Genomic DNA, 16,931 nt, shown 5'->3' with positions numbered 1-16,931 from the left:
TGAAAAGAGGTGAAGTTATTGTTTTATCCAGTAAATTTGAATTTAGATAATATGGAGATAATAATAGTCGGTGGAGGTAATGTAGCGCTGAGAAAGTGTATGAATTTTTTAGATTTTGGAAAAAGCGTTACTGTTTTAGCTCCAGATTTTGACAGTAGATTTTTAGAGCTTGGAAATAAAGTAGATTTAATAAATGATATTTTTAAAGAGGAGTATATAGATAAGTTTGATATAGTTGTAGCTGCTACTGATGATAAAGAGGTTAATGAGGAAATTGCTTGTATATGTAGAAAGAAGTCTAAATTGATAAATGTAGTAGATAGCAGAGATTTATCTGATTTTACTGTTTCTTCTTATGTAAAAAGAGGAGATTTATTGATAGGAATATCTACTGGAGGAAAAATTCCAGCTTTATCTGCAAAAATTAGAAGAGATTTAGAAGAAATTTATGATGAGTCTTTTGCTGAGTATGTAGATTTGCTGGGGGAACTGAGAGAAAAAATTATAAAAAAATATGAAGATAAAATAGAAAGAAAAAAAGTTTTAAAAGCATTGGTAGAACTGGATATAGAAGAGTTAAAAGAAATTGAAAAAAATATATAAATCAATTGTTTATGAGAGTTTTTTAAAAAAAGTTTTAAAAAAGTGTTGACACAAAATGTAAAAGCTGATATTATAATACTTGTCCTTGAGAGAGGGCAAGAAAATAAAAAATAAAACGAAAGTTTTAAATGAACTTTGAAAACTGAACAGCAGATATATTTAGTTCGAACAAATAGTTCGAACGCCATACAAACCATGCCAGATATTTTGAGATAACATCTGAGCGGATTTAAATTGAAATTTAGGTTTCAACAAACTATTTTTATTTGAGAGTTTGATCCTGGCTCAGGATGAACGCTGGCGGCGTGCCTAACACATGCAAGTCGAGCGATCTCTTCGGAGAGAGCGGCGGACGGGTGAGTAACGCGTGGGTAACCTGCCCTGTACACACGGATAACATACCGAAAGGTATGCTAATACGGGATAATATATAAGAGTCGCATGACTTTTATATCAAAGATTTTTCGGTACAGGATGGACCCGCGTCTGATTAGCTTGTTGGCGGGGTAACGGCCCACCAAGGCGACGATCAGTAGCCGACCTGAGAGGGTGATCGGCCACATTGGAACTGAGACACGGTCCAAACTCCTACGGGAGGCAGCAGTGGGGAATATTGCACAATGGGCGCAAGCCTGATGCAGCAACGCCGCGTGAGCGATGAAGGCCTTCGGGTCGTAAAGCTCTGTCCTCAAGGAAGATAATGACGGTACTTGAGGAGGAAGCCCCGGCTAACTACGTGCCAGCAGCCGCGGTAATACGTAGGGGGCTAGCGTTATCCGGATTTACTGGGCGTAAAGGGTGCGTAGGCGGTCTTTCAAGTCAGGAGTTAAAGGCTACGGCTCAACCGTAGTAAGCTCCTGATACTGTCTGACTTGAGTGCAGGAGAGGAAAGCGGAATTCCCAGTGTAGCGGTGAAATGCGTAGATATTGGGAGGAACACCAGTAGCGAAGGCGGCTTTCTGGACTGTAACTGACGCTGAGGCACGAAAGCGTGGGGAGCAAACAGGATTAGATACCCTGGTAGTCCACGCTGTAAACGATGAGTACTAGGTGTCGGAGGTTACCCCCTTCGGTGCCGCAGCTAACGCATTAAGTACTCCGCCTGGGGAGTACGCACGCAAGTGTGAAACTCAAAGGAATTGACGGGGACCCGCACAAGTAGCGGAGCATGTGGTTTAATTCGAAGCAACGCGAAGAACCTTACCTAGGCTTGACATCCTTCTGACCGAGGACTAATCTCCTCTTTCCCTCCGGGGACAGAAGTGACAGGTGGTGCATGGTTGTCGTCAGCTCGTGTCGTGAGATGTTGGGTTAAGTCCCGCAACGAGCGCAACCCTTGTCTTTAGTTGCCATCATTTAGTTGGGCACTCTAGAGAGACTGCCAGGGATAACCTGGAGGAAGGTGGGGATGACGTCAAATCATCATGCCCCTTATGCCTAGGGCTACACACGTGCTACAATGGGTGGTACAGAGGGCAGCCAAGCCGTGAGGTGGAGCAAATCCCTTAAAGCCATTCTCAGTTCGGATTGTAGGCTGAAACTCGCCTACATGAAGCTGGAGTTACTAGTAATCGCAGATCAGAATGCTGCGGTGAATGCGTTCCCGGGTCTTGTACACACCGCCCGTCACACCATGGGAGTTGGAGACACCCGAAGCCGACTATCTAACCTTTTGGGAGAAGTCGTCGAAGGTGGAATCAATAACTGGGGTGAAGTCGTAACAAGGTAGCCGTATCGGAAGGTGCGGCTGGATCACCTCCTTTCTAGGGAGAATTATCTGCTGTTCAGTTTTGAAAGTTTATACAAACTTAATATGGGGGTGTAGCTCAGTTGGGAGAGCACTTGCCTTGCAAGCAAGGGGTCAGGAGTTCGAATCTCCTCATCTCCACCATTTGTACTTTGAAAACTACATATATATTATGATATGACATCATTTATTTCCTTAATATGATAAATAAGGACGACAACCTTACTAAAAAATGACAAATGTAACTGGTCAAGTTATTAAGGGTGCAGGGCGGATGCCTTGGCACCGGGAGCCGATGAAGGACGTGATAAGCTGCGATAAGCTATGGGGAGTTGCACGTAAACTTTGATCCATAGATTTCCGAATGAGGAAACTCACCATGAGTAATGTCATGGTATCTTCGAGTGAATACATAGCTCGTTGAGGGGAACTCGGGGAACTGAAACATCTAAGTACCCGAAGGAAGAGAAAGAAATTCGATTCCGCTAGTAGCGGCGAGCGAACGCGGAACAGCCCAAACCTAAGAAGTTCGCTTCTTAGGGGTTGCGGACATATCATCAGGAAGAGGTTATTACAGACGAAGAGTTTTGGAAAGCTCCGCCACAGAAGGTAACAGCCCTGTAGTCGAAGTGAGAAGACTTCCGATATGATCCAGAGTACCACGGGACACGTGAAACCCCGTGGGAAGCAGGAGGGACCACCCTCCAAGGCTAAATACTACCCGGTGACCGATAGCGCATAGTACCGTGAGGGAAAGGTGAAAAGAACCCCGGGAGGGGAGTGAAATAGAACCTGAAACCCTGTACTTACAAACTGTGGAAGCACATTTCTTGTGTGACCGCGTACTTTTTGTAGAACGGGCCAACGAGTTACGTTATGCAGCAAGGTTAAGTACTTCAAGTATGCAGCCGCAGCGAAAGCGAGTTTTAACTGAGCGTTTAGTTGCATGACGTAGACCCGAAACCGGGTGACCTATCCATGAGCAGGTTGAAGCGAAAGTAAAATTTCGTGGAGGACCGAACCCACGAGCGTTGAAAAGCTCGGGGATGACTTGTGGATAGCGGTGAAATTCCAATCGAACCCGGAGATAGCTGGTTCTCCCCGAAATAGCTTTAGGGCTAGCCTCAGATTCAGAGATACGGAGGTAGAGCACTGAATGTCCTAGGGGGTATTGCACCTACCGAAGACTATCAAACTCCGAATGCCGTCATCTTTTATCTGGGAGTCAGACCGTGGGTGATAAGATTCACGGTCGAGAGGGCAACAGCCCAGACCGTCGGCTAAGGTCCCCAAATGTAGGTTAAGTGGTAAAGGATGTGGGATTGCACAGACAACCAGGATGTTGGCTTAGAAGCAGCCACTCATTCAAAGAGTGCGTAATAGCTCACTGGTCGAGTGATCCTGCGCCGAAGATTTCCGGGGCTAAAACCTACTACCGAAGCCACGGCATCATTTATGATGGGTAGGGGAGCTTTCTTTACTGGGCAGAAGCATGACCGTAAGGACATGTGGACTGTAAAGAAGTGAGAATGTTGGCATGAGTAGCGAGATGTGGGTGAGAATCCCACAGGCCGTAAACCCAAGGTTTCCAGGGGAAGGTTCGTCCTCCCTGGGTTAGTCGGGACCTAAGCCGAGGCCGAAAGGCGTAGGTGATGGACAACAGGTTGAAATTCCTGTACCGCCAATAAGCGTTTGAGAAATGGGATGACACAGTAGGACAGGATGAGCGTGCTGTTGGTTATGCACGTCCAAGCACTGAGGCAGTATCCGGAGGCAAATCCACGGATATAATGCTGGGGTGTGACGGGGAGCGAAATTTAGTAGCGAAGCATCTGCATTCACACTGTCGAGAAAAGTCTCTATCGAGTTTAAAGGCGCCCGTACCGCAAACCGACACAGGTGGGTGAGGAGAGTATCCTAAGGCCAGCGAGAGAACTGTTGTTAAGGAACTCGGCAAAATGACCCCGTAACTTAGGGATAAGGGGTGCCATCGAAAGATGGCCGCAGAGAATAGGCCCAAGCGACTGTTTACCAAAAACATAGGTTTCTGCTAAGTCGCAAGACGATGTATAGGAGCTGACGCCTGCCCGGTGCTGGAAGGTTAAGGGGATCTGTTAGAGCAATCGAAGCAGTGAACTTAAGCCCCAGTAAACGGCGGCCGTAACTATAACGGTCCTAAGGTAGCGAAATTCCTTGTCGGGTAAGTTCCGACCCGCACGAAAGGCGTAACGATTTGGGCACTGTCTCAACAACAGACTCGGTGAAATTGTAATTCCGGTGAAGATGCCGGATACCTGCGACAGGACGGAAAGACCCCATGGAGCTTTACTGTAGCTTGGCATTGGGTCTTGGTACTACATGTACAGCATAGGTGGGAGGCTTTGATTCCAGGACGCCAGTTTTGGATGAGCCACCGTTGGGATACCACCCCTGTAGTACTGGGACTCTAACCAGAGGCCTTGAATCAGGTCTTGGGACACTGTCAGGCGGGCAGTTTGACTGGGGCGGTCGCCTCCCAAAAGGTAACGGAGGCGCTCAAAGGTTCTCTCAGCACGGTCGGAAATCGTGCATAGAGTGTAAAGGCATAAGAGAGCTTGATTGCAAGACATACAGGTCGAGCAAGGACGAAAGTCGGACTTAGTGATCCGGTGGTTCTGAGTGGAAGGGCCATCGCTCAACGGATAAAAGCTACCCTGGGGATAACAGGCTTATCTCCCCCAAGAGTCCACATCGACGGGGAGGTTTGGCACCTCGATGTCGGCTCATCACATCCTGGGGCTGTAGTAGGTCCCAAGGGTTGGGCTGTTCGCCCATTAAAGTGGTACGCGAGCTGGGTTCAGAACGTCGTGAGACAGTTCGGTCCCTATCCGTCGCAGGCGTAGGAAATTTGAGAGGATCTGCCCTTAGTACGAGAGGACCGGGGTGGACGTACCGCTGGTGTACCAGTTGTCTCGCCAGAGGCATGGCTGGGTAGCTATGTACGGAACGGATAAGCGCTGAAAGCATCTAAGCGCGAAGCCAGCCTTAAGATAAGATTTCCCATTCTTCGGAAGTAAGACCCCATGAAGACTACGTGGTTGATAGGTCGGAGGTGGAAGTGCAGTAATGTATGCAGCTTACCGATACTAATAGGTCGAGGACTTGACCAAGAAAATATTTGGTGATTTGATTAATATGTATGTAGTTTTCAGAGTACAATCTCTGAAAATAAAGATTATGTGGTTATTATAGAAGAGAGGATACACCTGTTCCCATTCCGAACACAGAAGTTAAGCTCTCTATCGCTGATGGTACTTGGGGCGAAGGCCCCTGGGAGAGTAGGACGTAGCCACGTAATCTTTTTTTTTACAAAAAATTAATTGAGGGCAAATCTATGAATAAAAATAATAATGAACTTTTTATAAATAATGGATTAAATAAGATAGTAGATGAAAAAGTAGTATCGTTTCATATGCCAGGACATAAAAATGGAAAGCTTTATAATAAATTAGAATATACTAATAGACTAGAGAACCTTTATAAAAATGATACTACAGAAATTCCAGGAACGGATAATTTACATTCACCAGAAGATATAATAAAGAATAGTATATTAAGGGCGCAGAAAGTATTTAAAAGTGGCAAAACATATTATTTAATAAATGGAAGTACATGTGGTATTGAAGCAGCTATAATGGCAATGTGTTCTCCAAAAGACAAGTTAATTCTTAGTAGAGACTCTCATCAATCTGCGGTAAATGGATGCATATTAGGTGATATAGTTCCTATATATATAAAATCAAAAATAGATAAATACACAAATATTCAAAGAGGAAATTCATTTCATGATGTAAAAAAAGAAATAGATGAAAATCAAGATGCAAAAGTACTTTTCTTAACATATCCAACATACTATGGGATAACATTTGAACTTAAGAAAATGATAGACTATGCTCACAGCAAAGGTATTATAGTTATAATAGATGAGGCACATGGAGCTCATTTAGGGCTTAGTGAAAAGCTTCCTAAAACTGCCTTGGAATGTGGTGCAGATATAGTCATACAGAGTACACATAAAACACTACCAGCATTTACACAATCTTCTATGATGCATATATCAAAAGATGCGTTGGAAAGCGGAAGAGTGGATACAGATAGAATAGAAAAAATGCTTAAAATGACTGAAACATCAAGTCCTTCGTATATATTAATGCAGTCATTAGAAATTGCAGTTGATATATATGAAAAATACGGAAAAGAATTGATGGAAGAGCTTTTAGAAAATATAGATGAGTTTAAGAAAAATATAGATAAAATAAAAGAGGATACAAATAAATTAGAAAATAAAAACGTAGAGTTTTTCAATATACATAATGAAAATGATCTAACAAAAGTATTTATATCAAGCTTAGAAGTAGGATTAACTGGATACGAATTTGAAGAAATACTTAGAAAAGAGCATAATATACAAGCTGAGTTATCAAACTATTCAGGAATACTTATGATAACTACAATAGGAAATGAAAAACAGGACTTTGAAAAACTTGAAAATGCACTTATAAAAATATATAAAAAATCATTAAAAGAAAATCTCAAAAAAATTGAGCCAGTAGATTATCCATATGAGCTAATTCCACAGATGGCACTAACTCCAAGGGAGGCATTCTACTATAAAAAAGCAAAAAAAAATGTTAAAATAGAAGAGGCAATTGGAAAAATTTGCGGAGAAAATATAGTCCCATATCCACCAGGAGTATGTATGATTGCTGCTGGAGAGATAATTCCTAAAAAAATAATGGATTATCTAAAATATTGTAAAAAAGAAGGTATGGAAATAACAGGAGTAAAAGACTCAAAATTCGAGTATATACAGATAATCGACGCTGAATAAAAATTGCCGTAGAAAATAGATATAAATAAAATATCTAAAATAAATTGCTACGGAGATGTTAAAAATGAACGGAAAACTAATAATAATAGAGAGTGGTTCAGATGCTAGTGGTAAGGCTACACAGTCTGAAGAACTACTAAAAAAATTAACTGCAGATGGATACAATGTAAGAAAAGTAGAATATCCAAACTATAAATCAGAATCATCTACACTTGTAAAAATGTACTTAAGAGGTGACTTTGGGAAAAATGCAGATGATGTAGATGCTTACATAGCTTCTACATTCTTCACAGCTGATAGATATGCTTCATTTAAAACTGAATGGGAGGAATTTTACCGCTCAGGGGGAATAGTAATTGCTGATAGATATACAACATCAAATATGGTTCATCAAGCCTCTAAAATGGAAATAGAAGAACGTGACAAGTATTTAGATTGGCTAGAAGATTACGAATATAATCTATTCAAAATTCCTAGACCTGATGAAGTGATTTTCTTAAATGTACCAGTTGACTACAGCATAAAGCTAATGGAAAACAGAAAAAACAAATTTACAGGTGAAGATGAAAAAGATATACATGAAAGCGATAAAAACTATCTTAAAAAAACATACAACAACTCTCTTTATATAGCGGATAAGTATAATTGGAAACGAGTTGAATGTGTAGAGAATGAACAACTTAGAACAATAGAAGATATAAGCAATGAAATATATGAAATAGTAAAAAATATACTATAAATAAAAAATGGAGGTGACTCGATTGTATTTTGACCAAATAAAAGGACAAGACTTTGCAAAAAGATATATAACAAATGCAATGAATAAAAACATGCTAAACAATGCGTATATATTCGAGGGAATAAAAGGCATAGGTAAAAAGACTTTTGCTAGAGAATTTGCCAAAATACTTATAGGAGTATCTCCAGAAAACAGTCCAGACTTTAACGTAATAGCTAAAGAAGAAGGATCGCACAGAATAAAAATAGAAAAAATAAGAAAAATGAAAGAGGATGTATACGAAAAGCCTATTTCAGACTATAAAATATATATAATAGAAAATGCAGAATTAATGAGTGAAGAAGCTCAAAATGCAATATTAAAAACGATAGAGGAACCTCCAGGATATGCGATATTTATCCTAATAGCAGAAAATAAAGAAGCTCTTCTAAATACTATAAAATCTAGGTGTGACATAGTAAAATTTGTTCCACTATCTAATGATATAGTAAAAAATCATCTAATAGAAAATCTAGGACTAGACGAAGAATATGCTAAAATGTGTGCAAACTTCTCAAAAGGAAGCATAACTAGAGCAATAGAGCTTGCTAATGATGAGGAATTTAAAGAGATGAGAGAGTTTATACAGAATTGTATATCCATAATATCAGAAAAGAAAAAACTAGACATAGAAAGACTAGCCGATGGTGTTGAAAAATATGAAAAACAGATTATGAATTTCCTAGATATTATGGTAAACTATTTTAGAGATATAATAATGTTTAAAGAAGGAATAAATCTTCTTATAAATACAGATAGAATAACATTTATTGAGAATATGTCTGAAAAAATAAATGGTTCTCAAATAGCTAAAATTATTGATATAATAGAAGATACCAAAAAGAAGCTAAAAGGATTTTGTAGCTTTAAAATGAGTATGCAAGTTATGTTTTTAAATATATACGAGGTGATTAAATGATAAAAATAGTAGGAGTAAGATTTAAAAAAGCTGGCAAAATTTACTATTTTGACCCAGCTGGACTTGATATAGAAATAAATCAGGATGTAATAGTTGAAACAGCTAGAGGTCTTGAATTTGGACATGTTGTAGTTGGAGGAAAAGAGATATCAGAAGAAGAACTAGTATCTCCATTAAAACCGATAATAAGAATTGCAACGGAAGAAGACAAAAAAGTATACAATGAAAACAAAGAAAAGGCAAAAGAAACATTTGTATTATGCCAGGAAAAAATAAAAGAACATGGACTTACAATGTGCCTTATAGATTGTGAATACACATTTGACAGAAATAAACTTATATTCTACTTCACTGCAGAGGGAAGAATAGATTTCAGAGAACTTGTAAAAGATTTAGCATCTATATTCAAAACAAGAATAGAATTAAGGCAGATAGGTGTAAGAGATGAAGCTAAATCAATAGGTGGTCTTGGACCTTGTGGAAGAAAACTTTGCTGCTCAGCTTGGTTAGGAGATTTCCAGCCGGTTTCTATAAAAATGGCAAAAGATCAGAGCTTATCTTTAAACCCAACAAAAATATCTGGAATATGTGGAAGATTATTCTGCTGCTTAAAATACGAGCACGATGTATATGCAGAAGCACTTGAAAAACTACCAGTTGTTGGAGCATTAGTTCAGACTTCTGAAGGAAAAGGTAAGGTAATAGAAGTAAATCCTCTTCTTGAACAAGTTAGAGTAGAATTCCAAGATAAGACCATAAGAGTTTATCTAAAAGACGATGTACAAATACTAAAAGAACCTAGAAGAGAAAGAAATAACGAATATATAGATGCCGAAACAATGAAAGAATTAAAAAGACTAGAAGACTAGCTTACGATTTAAACTGCCCAAAAGAGAATACTCTTTAAACTTGGGCAGTTTTTTTAAACTAAATTTTAAAAAAGATAATAAAATTGTGAAAGGAAAACTTTTCAATGAATGTTGAGATAAAAGAACAGGAAAGAGTTGATGACCTACAGTTAAAAGGTCTTAAAATAATTCAGAATACAGATGGATTCTGCTTTGGAACTGATGCAGTACTACTTGCAAACTTTGCTAGGGTAAAAAATGGAGCAAGAGTAGCTGACTTAGGGACAGGAACGGGGATAATTCCTCTTATAATATACGGGAAAAACAATGTAGAAAAAATATACGGTGTTGAAATACAAGAAGAAGTCTTTGAAATGGCATCGAGAACTGTAAAAATGAATGAAATAGAAGATAAAATAGAGATAGTAAATGCTGACTTAAAAGAAATAAAAGAAGTACTTCCTCAAAATACATTTGATGTTGTAACATCAAATCCTCCGTATATGCATAGTGAAGGTGTAAAAAATCCAAATGATAAAAAGATGATATCTAGACACGAGGTAAAATGCAATCTAGATGATGTTATAAAGGCTGCGTCAATACTTCTAAAAGAAAGAGGAAAATTCTTTATGATACATAGACCTACAAGACTTATAGATATAGTTACAATAGGTAGAAAGTATAGATTAGAGCCTAAGATAATGAGATTTATACATCCTAGAGCAGATAAAGCGCCAAATCTACTGCTAGTTGAATTTACAAAAGGAGGAAAACCAGACTTGAAAATAATGGATCCTCTTTATGTATATGATAATGAAGGAAACTACACTCAAGAAATACTGGACATCTACTCAGAGGATTACAAGACTCCTAGTAGATAGGCCAACTTTGCAGATATAGAAAATTTGAATAAAAAATTTGTAAAAAGGAGACAAAAATGGCAGGAAAATTATACATATGCCCAACACCAATAGGGAACTTAGAAGACATTACATATAGAACATTGAGAATACTAAATGAAGTTGATTTAATAGCAGCGGAGGACACAAGACATAGTTTACAGCTTTTAAATCACTTCGATATATCAAAACCTCTTACAAGTTATCATGAGCATAACAAAGATTCAAAAGGAGGATATCTAATAACAAAATTATTAGAAGGAGAAAACATAGCTTTAATAAGTGATGCAGGAATGCCTGGAATATCAGATCCGGGACAGGATATAATCGCCGAAGCTATAGAAAATAACATAGAAATAGAAGTACTTCCTGGGGCGACTGCATTTGTAACAGCACTTGTTGGATCTGGAATGGATACACACAAATTTGTATTTGAAGGATTTCTAGACAGAGATAAAAAACTTAGAAGAAAAAGATTAGAAGAAATAAAAAATGAAAAAAGAACAATAATATTCTATGAATCTCCACACAGATTAAAAGAAACTTTAAAGGATATGCTAAAATATCTTGGAAATAGAAAAATTGCTGTAAACAGAGAACTTACTAAAAAATATCAGGAAATAATTAGAGAAGATATAGAAACTGTTATAGAAATTTTCAATAATAGAGAAGTAAAAGGAGAATTCGTTCTAATTGTAGAAGGATTTTCAGGTGAAGTAGAAGAAATAGGAAAATACGACGATTTAAGTGAAAGAGAATATGTTATCCAATTAATGGAAGAGGGTATAAATAAAAAAGACGCTATAAAAATAGTATGCAAGGATAGAAAGCTAAAGAAAGATATAGTTTATAAACAGGTACTAGATTTATAAAATAAACCGTCTAATACGATTTGAGGTGGTTTTATGGAAAAAATAAGAAGGAAATTTCTTGAAGCATTAAAAGCACAAAATACTTCTGAAATTATAGAGCAGATGGATAAAGATGGAGAATTAGAAAAAATATTTCCACACATAATAGAAATGAAAAAAATTGGGAAATGTAGATATCATGTTGTAGACAGCTTTACCCATTCAATGAATGCTTTAAAAGAGCTTGAAAAAGTTATAAATGAACGATTTTTCCCAAATCATCTTGTAGAATTTGTAAGAGATGATATTGAAACGCAAGTAGATGATGAGTTTAAGAAAGTCGAACTTTTAAAACTAGCGACATTTTTACACGATATGGGAAAACCTAAAAGTATGACTATTGGAGAAGATGGAAATGCTCACTTTAAAGGTCATGAAAAGCTTGGAGCAAACATGCTTCACGATGTTATTGCCGACTTTGGAATAAGCGAAGAAGCAGAAAAAATAGTACACAAATACATAGAATATCATATGATGCTACTAGAATTTTATAAGAATGACAATATGGGCAAAAAAGTACTTTATAAAGCATTCAGAAAAGTTGGAGCTGATGTAGCTGGTGTTATGATTATAGGTTATTCAGATGTCGTATGCACCAGAAGGCTAATATACGAAAATGAAAACTACGGTGTTCTTAGAACGTATATAGACTATGCTCTTACAAGCTATTACTACAGATTTGATGAAGAATCAGAATAGTAAAGTGAATAAATAAAATTAAATGGACAAAAAATAAAAGCTGATGATTTCATCAGCTTTTTTAATATCCAAATTAAAAATAAATTAATTATAGAATAGATTTTGCCTGTATAGGAGTTGATAATATAACAGATGTTTTTGTTGAACCTATTTTTTTGATGCTGTCTATAACATTTTCTAATTCCTGCATATCACGTACAAGAACTTTTAAAAGAGAGCAGTCATCGCCTGTTATATGATGGCATTCAACTATTCTTGGGTCGCTTTTTGCATTTTCTAAAAATTCAGCATAACTTTGGCTACCAGGAAGTGAAATATGTATAAATGCTTTTATATTTCTTCCAAGAGCATCTGGATTTATTATTGCTTTATAGCCAGATATTATACCACAGTTTTCAAGTCTTTTTATTCTCTCTGAAACCGCTGGAGAAGTTAAGCCAATAAGCTTACCTAAATCCTTCATAGAAATTCTACCATCTTCCTGAAGTATTTCAATTATCTTTTTATCTGTTTCGTCTAATTTTTTAACTGTGTTTTCCATAAACACTCCTCCTTTGTATAATTTATATACCTATAATATCTTGTAACAACGTCCTTTGATTTATAAAGCTTTAATATGCAAAAATAAATAAAAGATAGATAAATTAAGTATTTATTGTTAGATATGTAAAAAAAATAACCCCTATAATTATAATAAAGCATAATATTTATAAAGTTTCAAGAGTAATTTGAAGAAAAAAGTAAAAAAATTTAAAAAAATATAAAAAAACCTTTGATATTACAAGTAATTGGTTATGAAATAAAAATTTTGAAAAATGACATTCATTTTTAAAAGAAAAAGTATTTCTATTTTGCATAGTTGTAAAGATAAATAAATTGACAATAGCTGATAAATTGGATAAAATTAAAGTAATTGTAAAAGAATTCAATAAATTAAAAGCGATGAAGAGAATAGTAAGAATAGAGTAATTCTACAGAGAGCCAGATTAGGTGAAAGCTGGTGTTTTGACGATATTCTGAATATGGACTTGGAGCTTTTTGGTCGAGCATATATGTAAGGCCTAAACGTTTGGACACGTTACAGTCCACTTGAGATATCCACTATTTGTAGATATTGTGGATAAATTAGGGTGGTACCGCGAATACAATCGCCCCTATGAGAAATCATAGGGGTGTTTTTTATTTTATTCTCGAAAACGAAAAATATAAACAATATACAGGAGGAAAATCATGAGCAAACCAACTTTTTATGTAACAACACCAATATACTATCCAAGTGGTAAATTACACATTGGACATACTTACACTACTGTTGCAGCAGATGCAATAGCTAGATTTAAACGTTTCTGTGGATACGATGTAAAATTCCTAACAGGAACAGATGAACATGGAGAAAAAATACAGAAAAAAGCTAAAGAAGCAGGAATGACTGAAATAGAATATCTTGATGGAATGATTGCTGATATAAAAGCTTTATGGAAAAAATTAGATATATCTTATGATGATTTCATAAGAACTACTGAACCAAGACATACAGAAATAATACAGAAAATATTCACTAAATTATATGAACAGGGAGATATCTACAAAGGTACTTACGAAGGTAGATACTGTACTCCATGTGAAAGTTTCTGGACTGAATCTCAGTTAATAGATGGAACAAAATGCCCAGACTGTGGTAGAGAAACTTATGTAGCAAAAGAAGAAGCTTACTTCTTCAAACTATCTAAATACGAAGATAGATTAAAAGAATTATTCAAAAGAGATGACTTCTGTCTACCAGTTTCAAGAAGAAATGAAATGGTTTCTAACTTCTTAGACAAAGGACTAGAAGATTTATGTGTAACTAGAACTACATTTGACTGGGGTATACCAGTACCATTCGATGAAAAACACGTTATATATGTATGGGTTGACGCTCTTTGCAACTACATAACAGCTTTAGGATATATGACTGATAACGATGAAGAATTCAAAAAATACTGGCCAGCATCAGTTCATTTAACAGCTAAAGAAATAACAAGATTCCATACAATAATATGGCCAGCTATACTTATGGCACTTGGACTAGAAGTACCAAAACAGGTATACGGACATGGATGGATATTATTCGACGACGATAAAATGAGTAAATCAAAAGGTAATGTTGTTTACCCAGGTCCAATGATAGAAAGATATGGAGTAGACGCATTAAAATACTTCCTACTTAGAGAATTCTCATTTGGTCAGGATGGAAGCTACACTAATAGAAACTTCATAAACAGAATAAACTCTGACTTAGCTAATGATTTAGGAAACTTAGTAAGTAGAACAGTTGCAATGGTAGAAAAATACAATGAAGGTTTAATACCAGAAGCTACAGTAGCTACTGAATTTGATGAATCATTAAAAGAACAGGCTGCAGCATCAGTTAAAGATTTTGAAGCTCAGATGGATGCTTTACAGTTCCACGAAGCACTAGAATCAGTATGGAAATTAGTAAGAAGAACTAACAAATACATAGATGAAACTATGCCTTGGGCTTTAGCTAAAGATGAAGCTAAAAAAGAAGAATTAAACACAGTATTATACAACTTATGTGAATCTATAAGAATAATAGCAACACTTATAAACCCAATAATGAATACTACTGCTAACAGAATATACGATCAGTTAGGAATAGCTGGACAGGAAGATATAACTAATTGGGAAAGTGTTAAATCATTCGGCTTAATAAAAGTTGGAACAAAAGTACACAAAGGTGAAGCTTTATTCCCAAGATTAGACGTTGAAAAAGAAATAGAAGAATTAGAAAAAATGTTCGCTCCTAAAAAAGAAGAAGTAAAACCTCTAGAACATAAAGAACAGATAACTATAGACGACTTTGATAAAGTAGAACTTAGAGTTGGTGAAATAGTTAAATGTGAAAAACATCCAAAAGCAGACAAATTATTAGTATCTCAGGTTAATCTAGGTGCTGAAACAAGACAGATAGTATCTGGAATAGCTAAATGGTACAAACCAGAAGAAATGGTTGGTAAAAAAGTAATAGTTGTTTGCAACTTAAAACCAGTTAAACTTAGAGGAGTAGAATCTGCAGGAATGATACTTGCTGCAGGAGATGATGGAGACGATCTTGTAATACCAACAGCTCAGGATGCAAAACCAGGCTGTGAAGTATGCTAATGAAAGGAAATTAAAAATGTTATTTGACTCACATGCACATTTAAATGACGAAAGCTTCGATGAAGATAGGGAAGAAGTGATAGCGTCTTTAAAAGAAAAAGGACTAGACTATGTAGTTAACCCAGGTGCTGATATGGAAACATCTAAAACTGCTATAGAGCTAGCCAACAAACATGACTTTATATACGCCGCAGTTGGAGTACATCCACACGACGTTGAAAATATGACTGAAGCAGATATAGAATTATTAAGAAAATATGCTTTAGAAAATGAAAAGGTAGTTGCTATAGGGGAAATAGGATTAGACTATTACTACGATTTATCTCCTAGAGAAACTCAGAAAAAATGGTTTAAAAGACAGATTGAGCTTGCCAATGAATTAAAATTACCATTTATCGTACATGACAGAGATGCTCATGGAGATACAATGGAAATAATAAAATCAACAAAGGCAGCTGAAACAGGATGTCTACTTCACTGCTATAGTGGAGAAGTTGAGCTTGCAAGAGAATATGTTAAGATGGGATGCTATCTTTCAATACCAGGAACTGTTACTTTCAAAAATAATAGAAAGACAGTTGAGGTAGTTAGAGAAATTCCTCTTGAAAGACTTATGATAGAAACAGATTCTCCATACATGGCTCCAGTTCCTCATAGAGGAAAGAGAAATGACCCTTCACTAGTAACTTTTGTAGCTGAAAAAATAGCTTACGAAAAAGGAATATCTTATGAAGAGGTATGTAGAGTAACAAAAGAAAATGCAATGAAATTCTTCGGAATTAAATAAAACTAAGGCTGTTTATTGCCAATAGAAAAAGACTAGTTAACCTTAGGCTCCAGGCTTCGACGCTTGACTTTGTTCTTGTAACACATTTAGAAGAAGTCAAGCGTCTCCAGATTGTCGCTAAAGGTTAAACTAGTCTTTTTCTTTGCCGATAGTAAACCACAATTTAATTTTATTTATATTCCGAGCGAATTTCTGTAATATGCTAGGAGTTTGAGGAATTGTCGATGCAAATTAATTTGTTGTTTCAAAAAATTGGAAACGTTATACTATTTATAAATATTGTAGATGTGTAGAAAAAAGGGTTTGTTAGAGTTATAATAGTTTAGATAGTATAATAGATAATTGAGATAGGAGAGAGGTATTTGTATGAAGGTTGTAGCAGTGACAGCATGTTCATCTGGGATAGCTCATACTTATATGGCAGCCGAAGCATTAGAGGTAGTGGCAAAGAAGTATAATATTGATATATCTGTTGAAACACAAGGCTCTATTGGTATTGAAAATGAGCTAGTTCAAGAAGATATAGATAATGCAGTATGTGTTATTCTTACAAATGATATGCCGATAATAAATGAGCATAGATTTGAAGGAAAGAAAGTTATTAGAATGAGTACATCTGATGTTATCAAAAAAGCAGATGTTATAATGAAAAAAATCATAAGTACGTTTAAGTAATTATATGAAATAAATTATATTAAAATAAAT

General features: G+C 36.2%; 12 protein-coding genes, 1 tRNA gene, 3 rRNA genes and 1 other annotated feature. Of the genes, 15 read left to right on the top strand and 1 reads right to left on the bottom strand.

What is annotated here, in order from left to right; genetic code table 11:
- Window positions 1–18 precede the first annotated feature (18 nt).
- The 12 genes from DWX74_RS03470 (at window position 19) to DWX74_RS03415 (ending at window position 12,274) form a co-directional block, all read left to right on the top strand.
- Entirely contained in the window at window positions 19–603 is a 585-nt protein-coding gene (locus tag DWX74_RS03470) for a precorrin-2 dehydrogenase/sirohydrochlorin ferrochelatase family protein (protein ID WP_118548722.1), read from the top strand.
- Between the two features lie 262 nt (window positions 604–865).
- Window positions 866–2,366, top strand: a 16S ribosomal RNA gene (locus DWX74_RS03465).
- 52 nt (window positions 2,367–2,418) lie between these two features.
- A tRNA-Ala gene (locus tag DWX74_RS03460) sits at window positions 2,419–2,494 on the top strand.
- 103 nt (window positions 2,495–2,597) lie between these two features.
- Window positions 2,598–5,499, top strand: a 23S ribosomal RNA gene (locus tag DWX74_RS03455).
- Window positions 5,500–5,567: 68 nt separating this feature from the next.
- A 5S ribosomal RNA gene (gene rrf / locus DWX74_RS03450) occupies window positions 5,568–5,684 on the top strand.
- The 16S, 23S and 5S rRNA genes sit together here with 1 tRNA gene alongside, the layout of an rRNA operon.
- Window positions 5,685–5,723: 39 nt before the next feature.
- Window positions 5,724–7,220, top strand: coding sequence for an aminotransferase class I/II-fold pyridoxal phosphate-dependent enzyme (locus tag DWX74_RS03445; RefSeq protein ID WP_118548721.1), 1,497 nt, complete (start codon window positions 5,724–5,726; stop codon window positions 7,218–7,220).
- A gap of 64 nt (window positions 7,221–7,284) precedes the next feature.
- Complete coding sequence (locus DWX74_RS03440; protein ID WP_118548720.1) at window positions 7,285–7,959, top strand: dTMP kinase; 675 nt, start codon at window positions 7,285–7,287, stop codon at window positions 7,957–7,959.
- A 13-nt stretch (window positions 7,960–7,972) separates the two neighbouring features.
- Window positions 7,973–8,917: a DNA polymerase III subunit gene (locus DWX74_RS03435; protein WP_286164177.1), complete on the top strand. Its 945-nt coding sequence runs from the start codon at window positions 7,973–7,975 to the stop codon at window positions 8,915–8,917.
- Entirely contained in the window at window positions 8,914–9,786 is an 873-nt protein-coding gene (locus tag DWX74_RS03430; RefSeq protein ID WP_118548718.1) for a PSP1 domain-containing protein, read from the top strand. The genes DWX74_RS03435 and DWX74_RS03430 overlap by 4 nt, the downstream gene beginning before the upstream one ends.
- Window positions 9,787–9,890: 104 nt before the next feature.
- Complete coding sequence (locus tag DWX74_RS03425; RefSeq protein ID WP_006441137.1) at window positions 9,891–10,646, top strand: tRNA1(Val) (adenine(37)-N6)-methyltransferase; 756 nt, start codon at window positions 9,891–9,893, stop codon at window positions 10,644–10,646.
- A 56-nt stretch (window positions 10,647–10,702) separates the two neighbouring features.
- Entirely contained in the window at window positions 10,703–11,536 is an 834-nt protein-coding gene (gene rsmI, locus DWX74_RS03420; protein ID WP_118548717.1) for a 16S rRNA (cytidine(1402)-2'-O)-methyltransferase, read from the top strand.
- 33 nt (window positions 11,537–11,569) lie between these two features.
- Window positions 11,570–12,274: an HD domain-containing protein gene (locus DWX74_RS03415; RefSeq protein WP_118548716.1), complete on the top strand. Its 705-nt coding sequence runs from the start codon at window positions 11,570–11,572 to the stop codon at window positions 12,272–12,274.
- Window positions 12,275–12,362: 88 nt separating this feature from the next.
- Here the strand turns inward: DWX74_RS03415 and DWX74_RS03410 are convergent, their stop codons facing one another.
- Window positions 12,363–12,815 carry an Lrp/AsnC family transcriptional regulator gene (locus DWX74_RS03410; RefSeq protein WP_118548715.1) on the bottom strand — a complete coding sequence of 151 codons (453 nt, stop codon included), beginning with the start codon at window positions 12,813–12,815 and terminating at the stop codon, window positions 12,363–12,365.
- A gap of 392 nt (window positions 12,816–13,207) precedes the next feature.
- Window positions 13,208–13,433: a binding site (T-box leader), on the top strand.
- A 71-nt stretch (window positions 13,434–13,504) separates the two neighbouring features.
- Between DWX74_RS03410 and metG the strand changes: the two genes are divergently transcribed.
- The 3 genes from metG (at window position 13,505) to DWX74_RS03395 (ending at window position 16,901) form a co-directional block, all read left to right on the top strand.
- Entirely contained in the window at window positions 13,505–15,439 is a 1,935-nt protein-coding gene (gene metG, locus DWX74_RS03405) for a methionine--tRNA ligase (RefSeq protein ID WP_118548714.1), read from the top strand.
- Between the two features lie 16 nt (window positions 15,440–15,455).
- Window positions 15,456–16,226, top strand: a complete 771-nt coding sequence (locus DWX74_RS03400) for a TatD family hydrolase (protein WP_040410742.1) — start codon at window positions 15,456–15,458, stop codon at window positions 16,224–16,226.
- 366 nt (window positions 16,227–16,592) lie between these two features.
- Window positions 16,593–16,901 (top strand): PTS fructose-like transporter subunit IIB, encoded by a 309-nt coding sequence (locus tag DWX74_RS03395; protein WP_118548713.1) that lies wholly within the window; start codon window positions 16,593–16,595, stop codon window positions 16,899–16,901.
- The last annotated feature ends 30 nt before the right edge of the window (window positions 16,902–16,931 follow it).

Origin of the sequence: Peptoclostridium sp. AF21-18 (genome assembly GCF_003478825.1) — a bacterium.
In the GTDB taxonomy this organism is placed as follows: domain Bacteria; phylum Bacillota; class Clostridia; order Peptostreptococcales; family Peptostreptococcaceae; genus Peptacetobacter.
This window is presented reverse-complemented; position numbering and strand designations above follow the sequence as displayed.

Coding starts and splice junctions, on each gene's coding strand:
- DWX74_RS03425 (WP_006441137.1), top strand. CDS start 9,891: ATGAATGTTGAGATAAAAGAACAGGAAAGAGTTGATGACCTACAGTTA.
- DWX74_RS03440 (WP_118548720.1), top strand. CDS start 7,285: ATGAACGGAAAACTAATAATAATAGAGAGTGGTTCAGATGCTAGTGGT.
- metG (WP_118548714.1), top strand. CDS start 13,505: ATGAGCAAACCAACTTTTTATGTAACAACACCAATATACTATCCAAGT.
- DWX74_RS03430 (WP_118548718.1), top strand. CDS start 8,914: ATGATAAAAATAGTAGGAGTAAGATTTAAAAAAGCTGGCAAAATTTAC.
- DWX74_RS03415 (WP_118548716.1), top strand. CDS start 11,570: ATGGAAAAAATAAGAAGGAAATTTCTTGAAGCATTAAAAGCACAAAAT.
- rsmI (WP_118548717.1), top strand. CDS start 10,703: ATGGCAGGAAAATTATACATATGCCCAACACCAATAGGGAACTTAGAA.
- DWX74_RS03395 (WP_118548713.1), top strand. CDS start 16,593: ATGAAGGTTGTAGCAGTGACAGCATGTTCATCTGGGATAGCTCATACT.
- DWX74_RS03410 (WP_118548715.1), bottom strand. CDS start 12,815: ATGGAAAACACAGTTAAAAAATTAGACGAAACAGATAAAAAGATAATT.
- DWX74_RS03400 (WP_040410742.1), top strand. CDS start 15,456: ATGTTATTTGACTCACATGCACATTTAAATGACGAAAGCTTCGATGAA.
- DWX74_RS03445 (WP_118548721.1), top strand. CDS start 5,724: ATGAATAAAAATAATAATGAACTTTTTATAAATAATGGATTAAATAAG.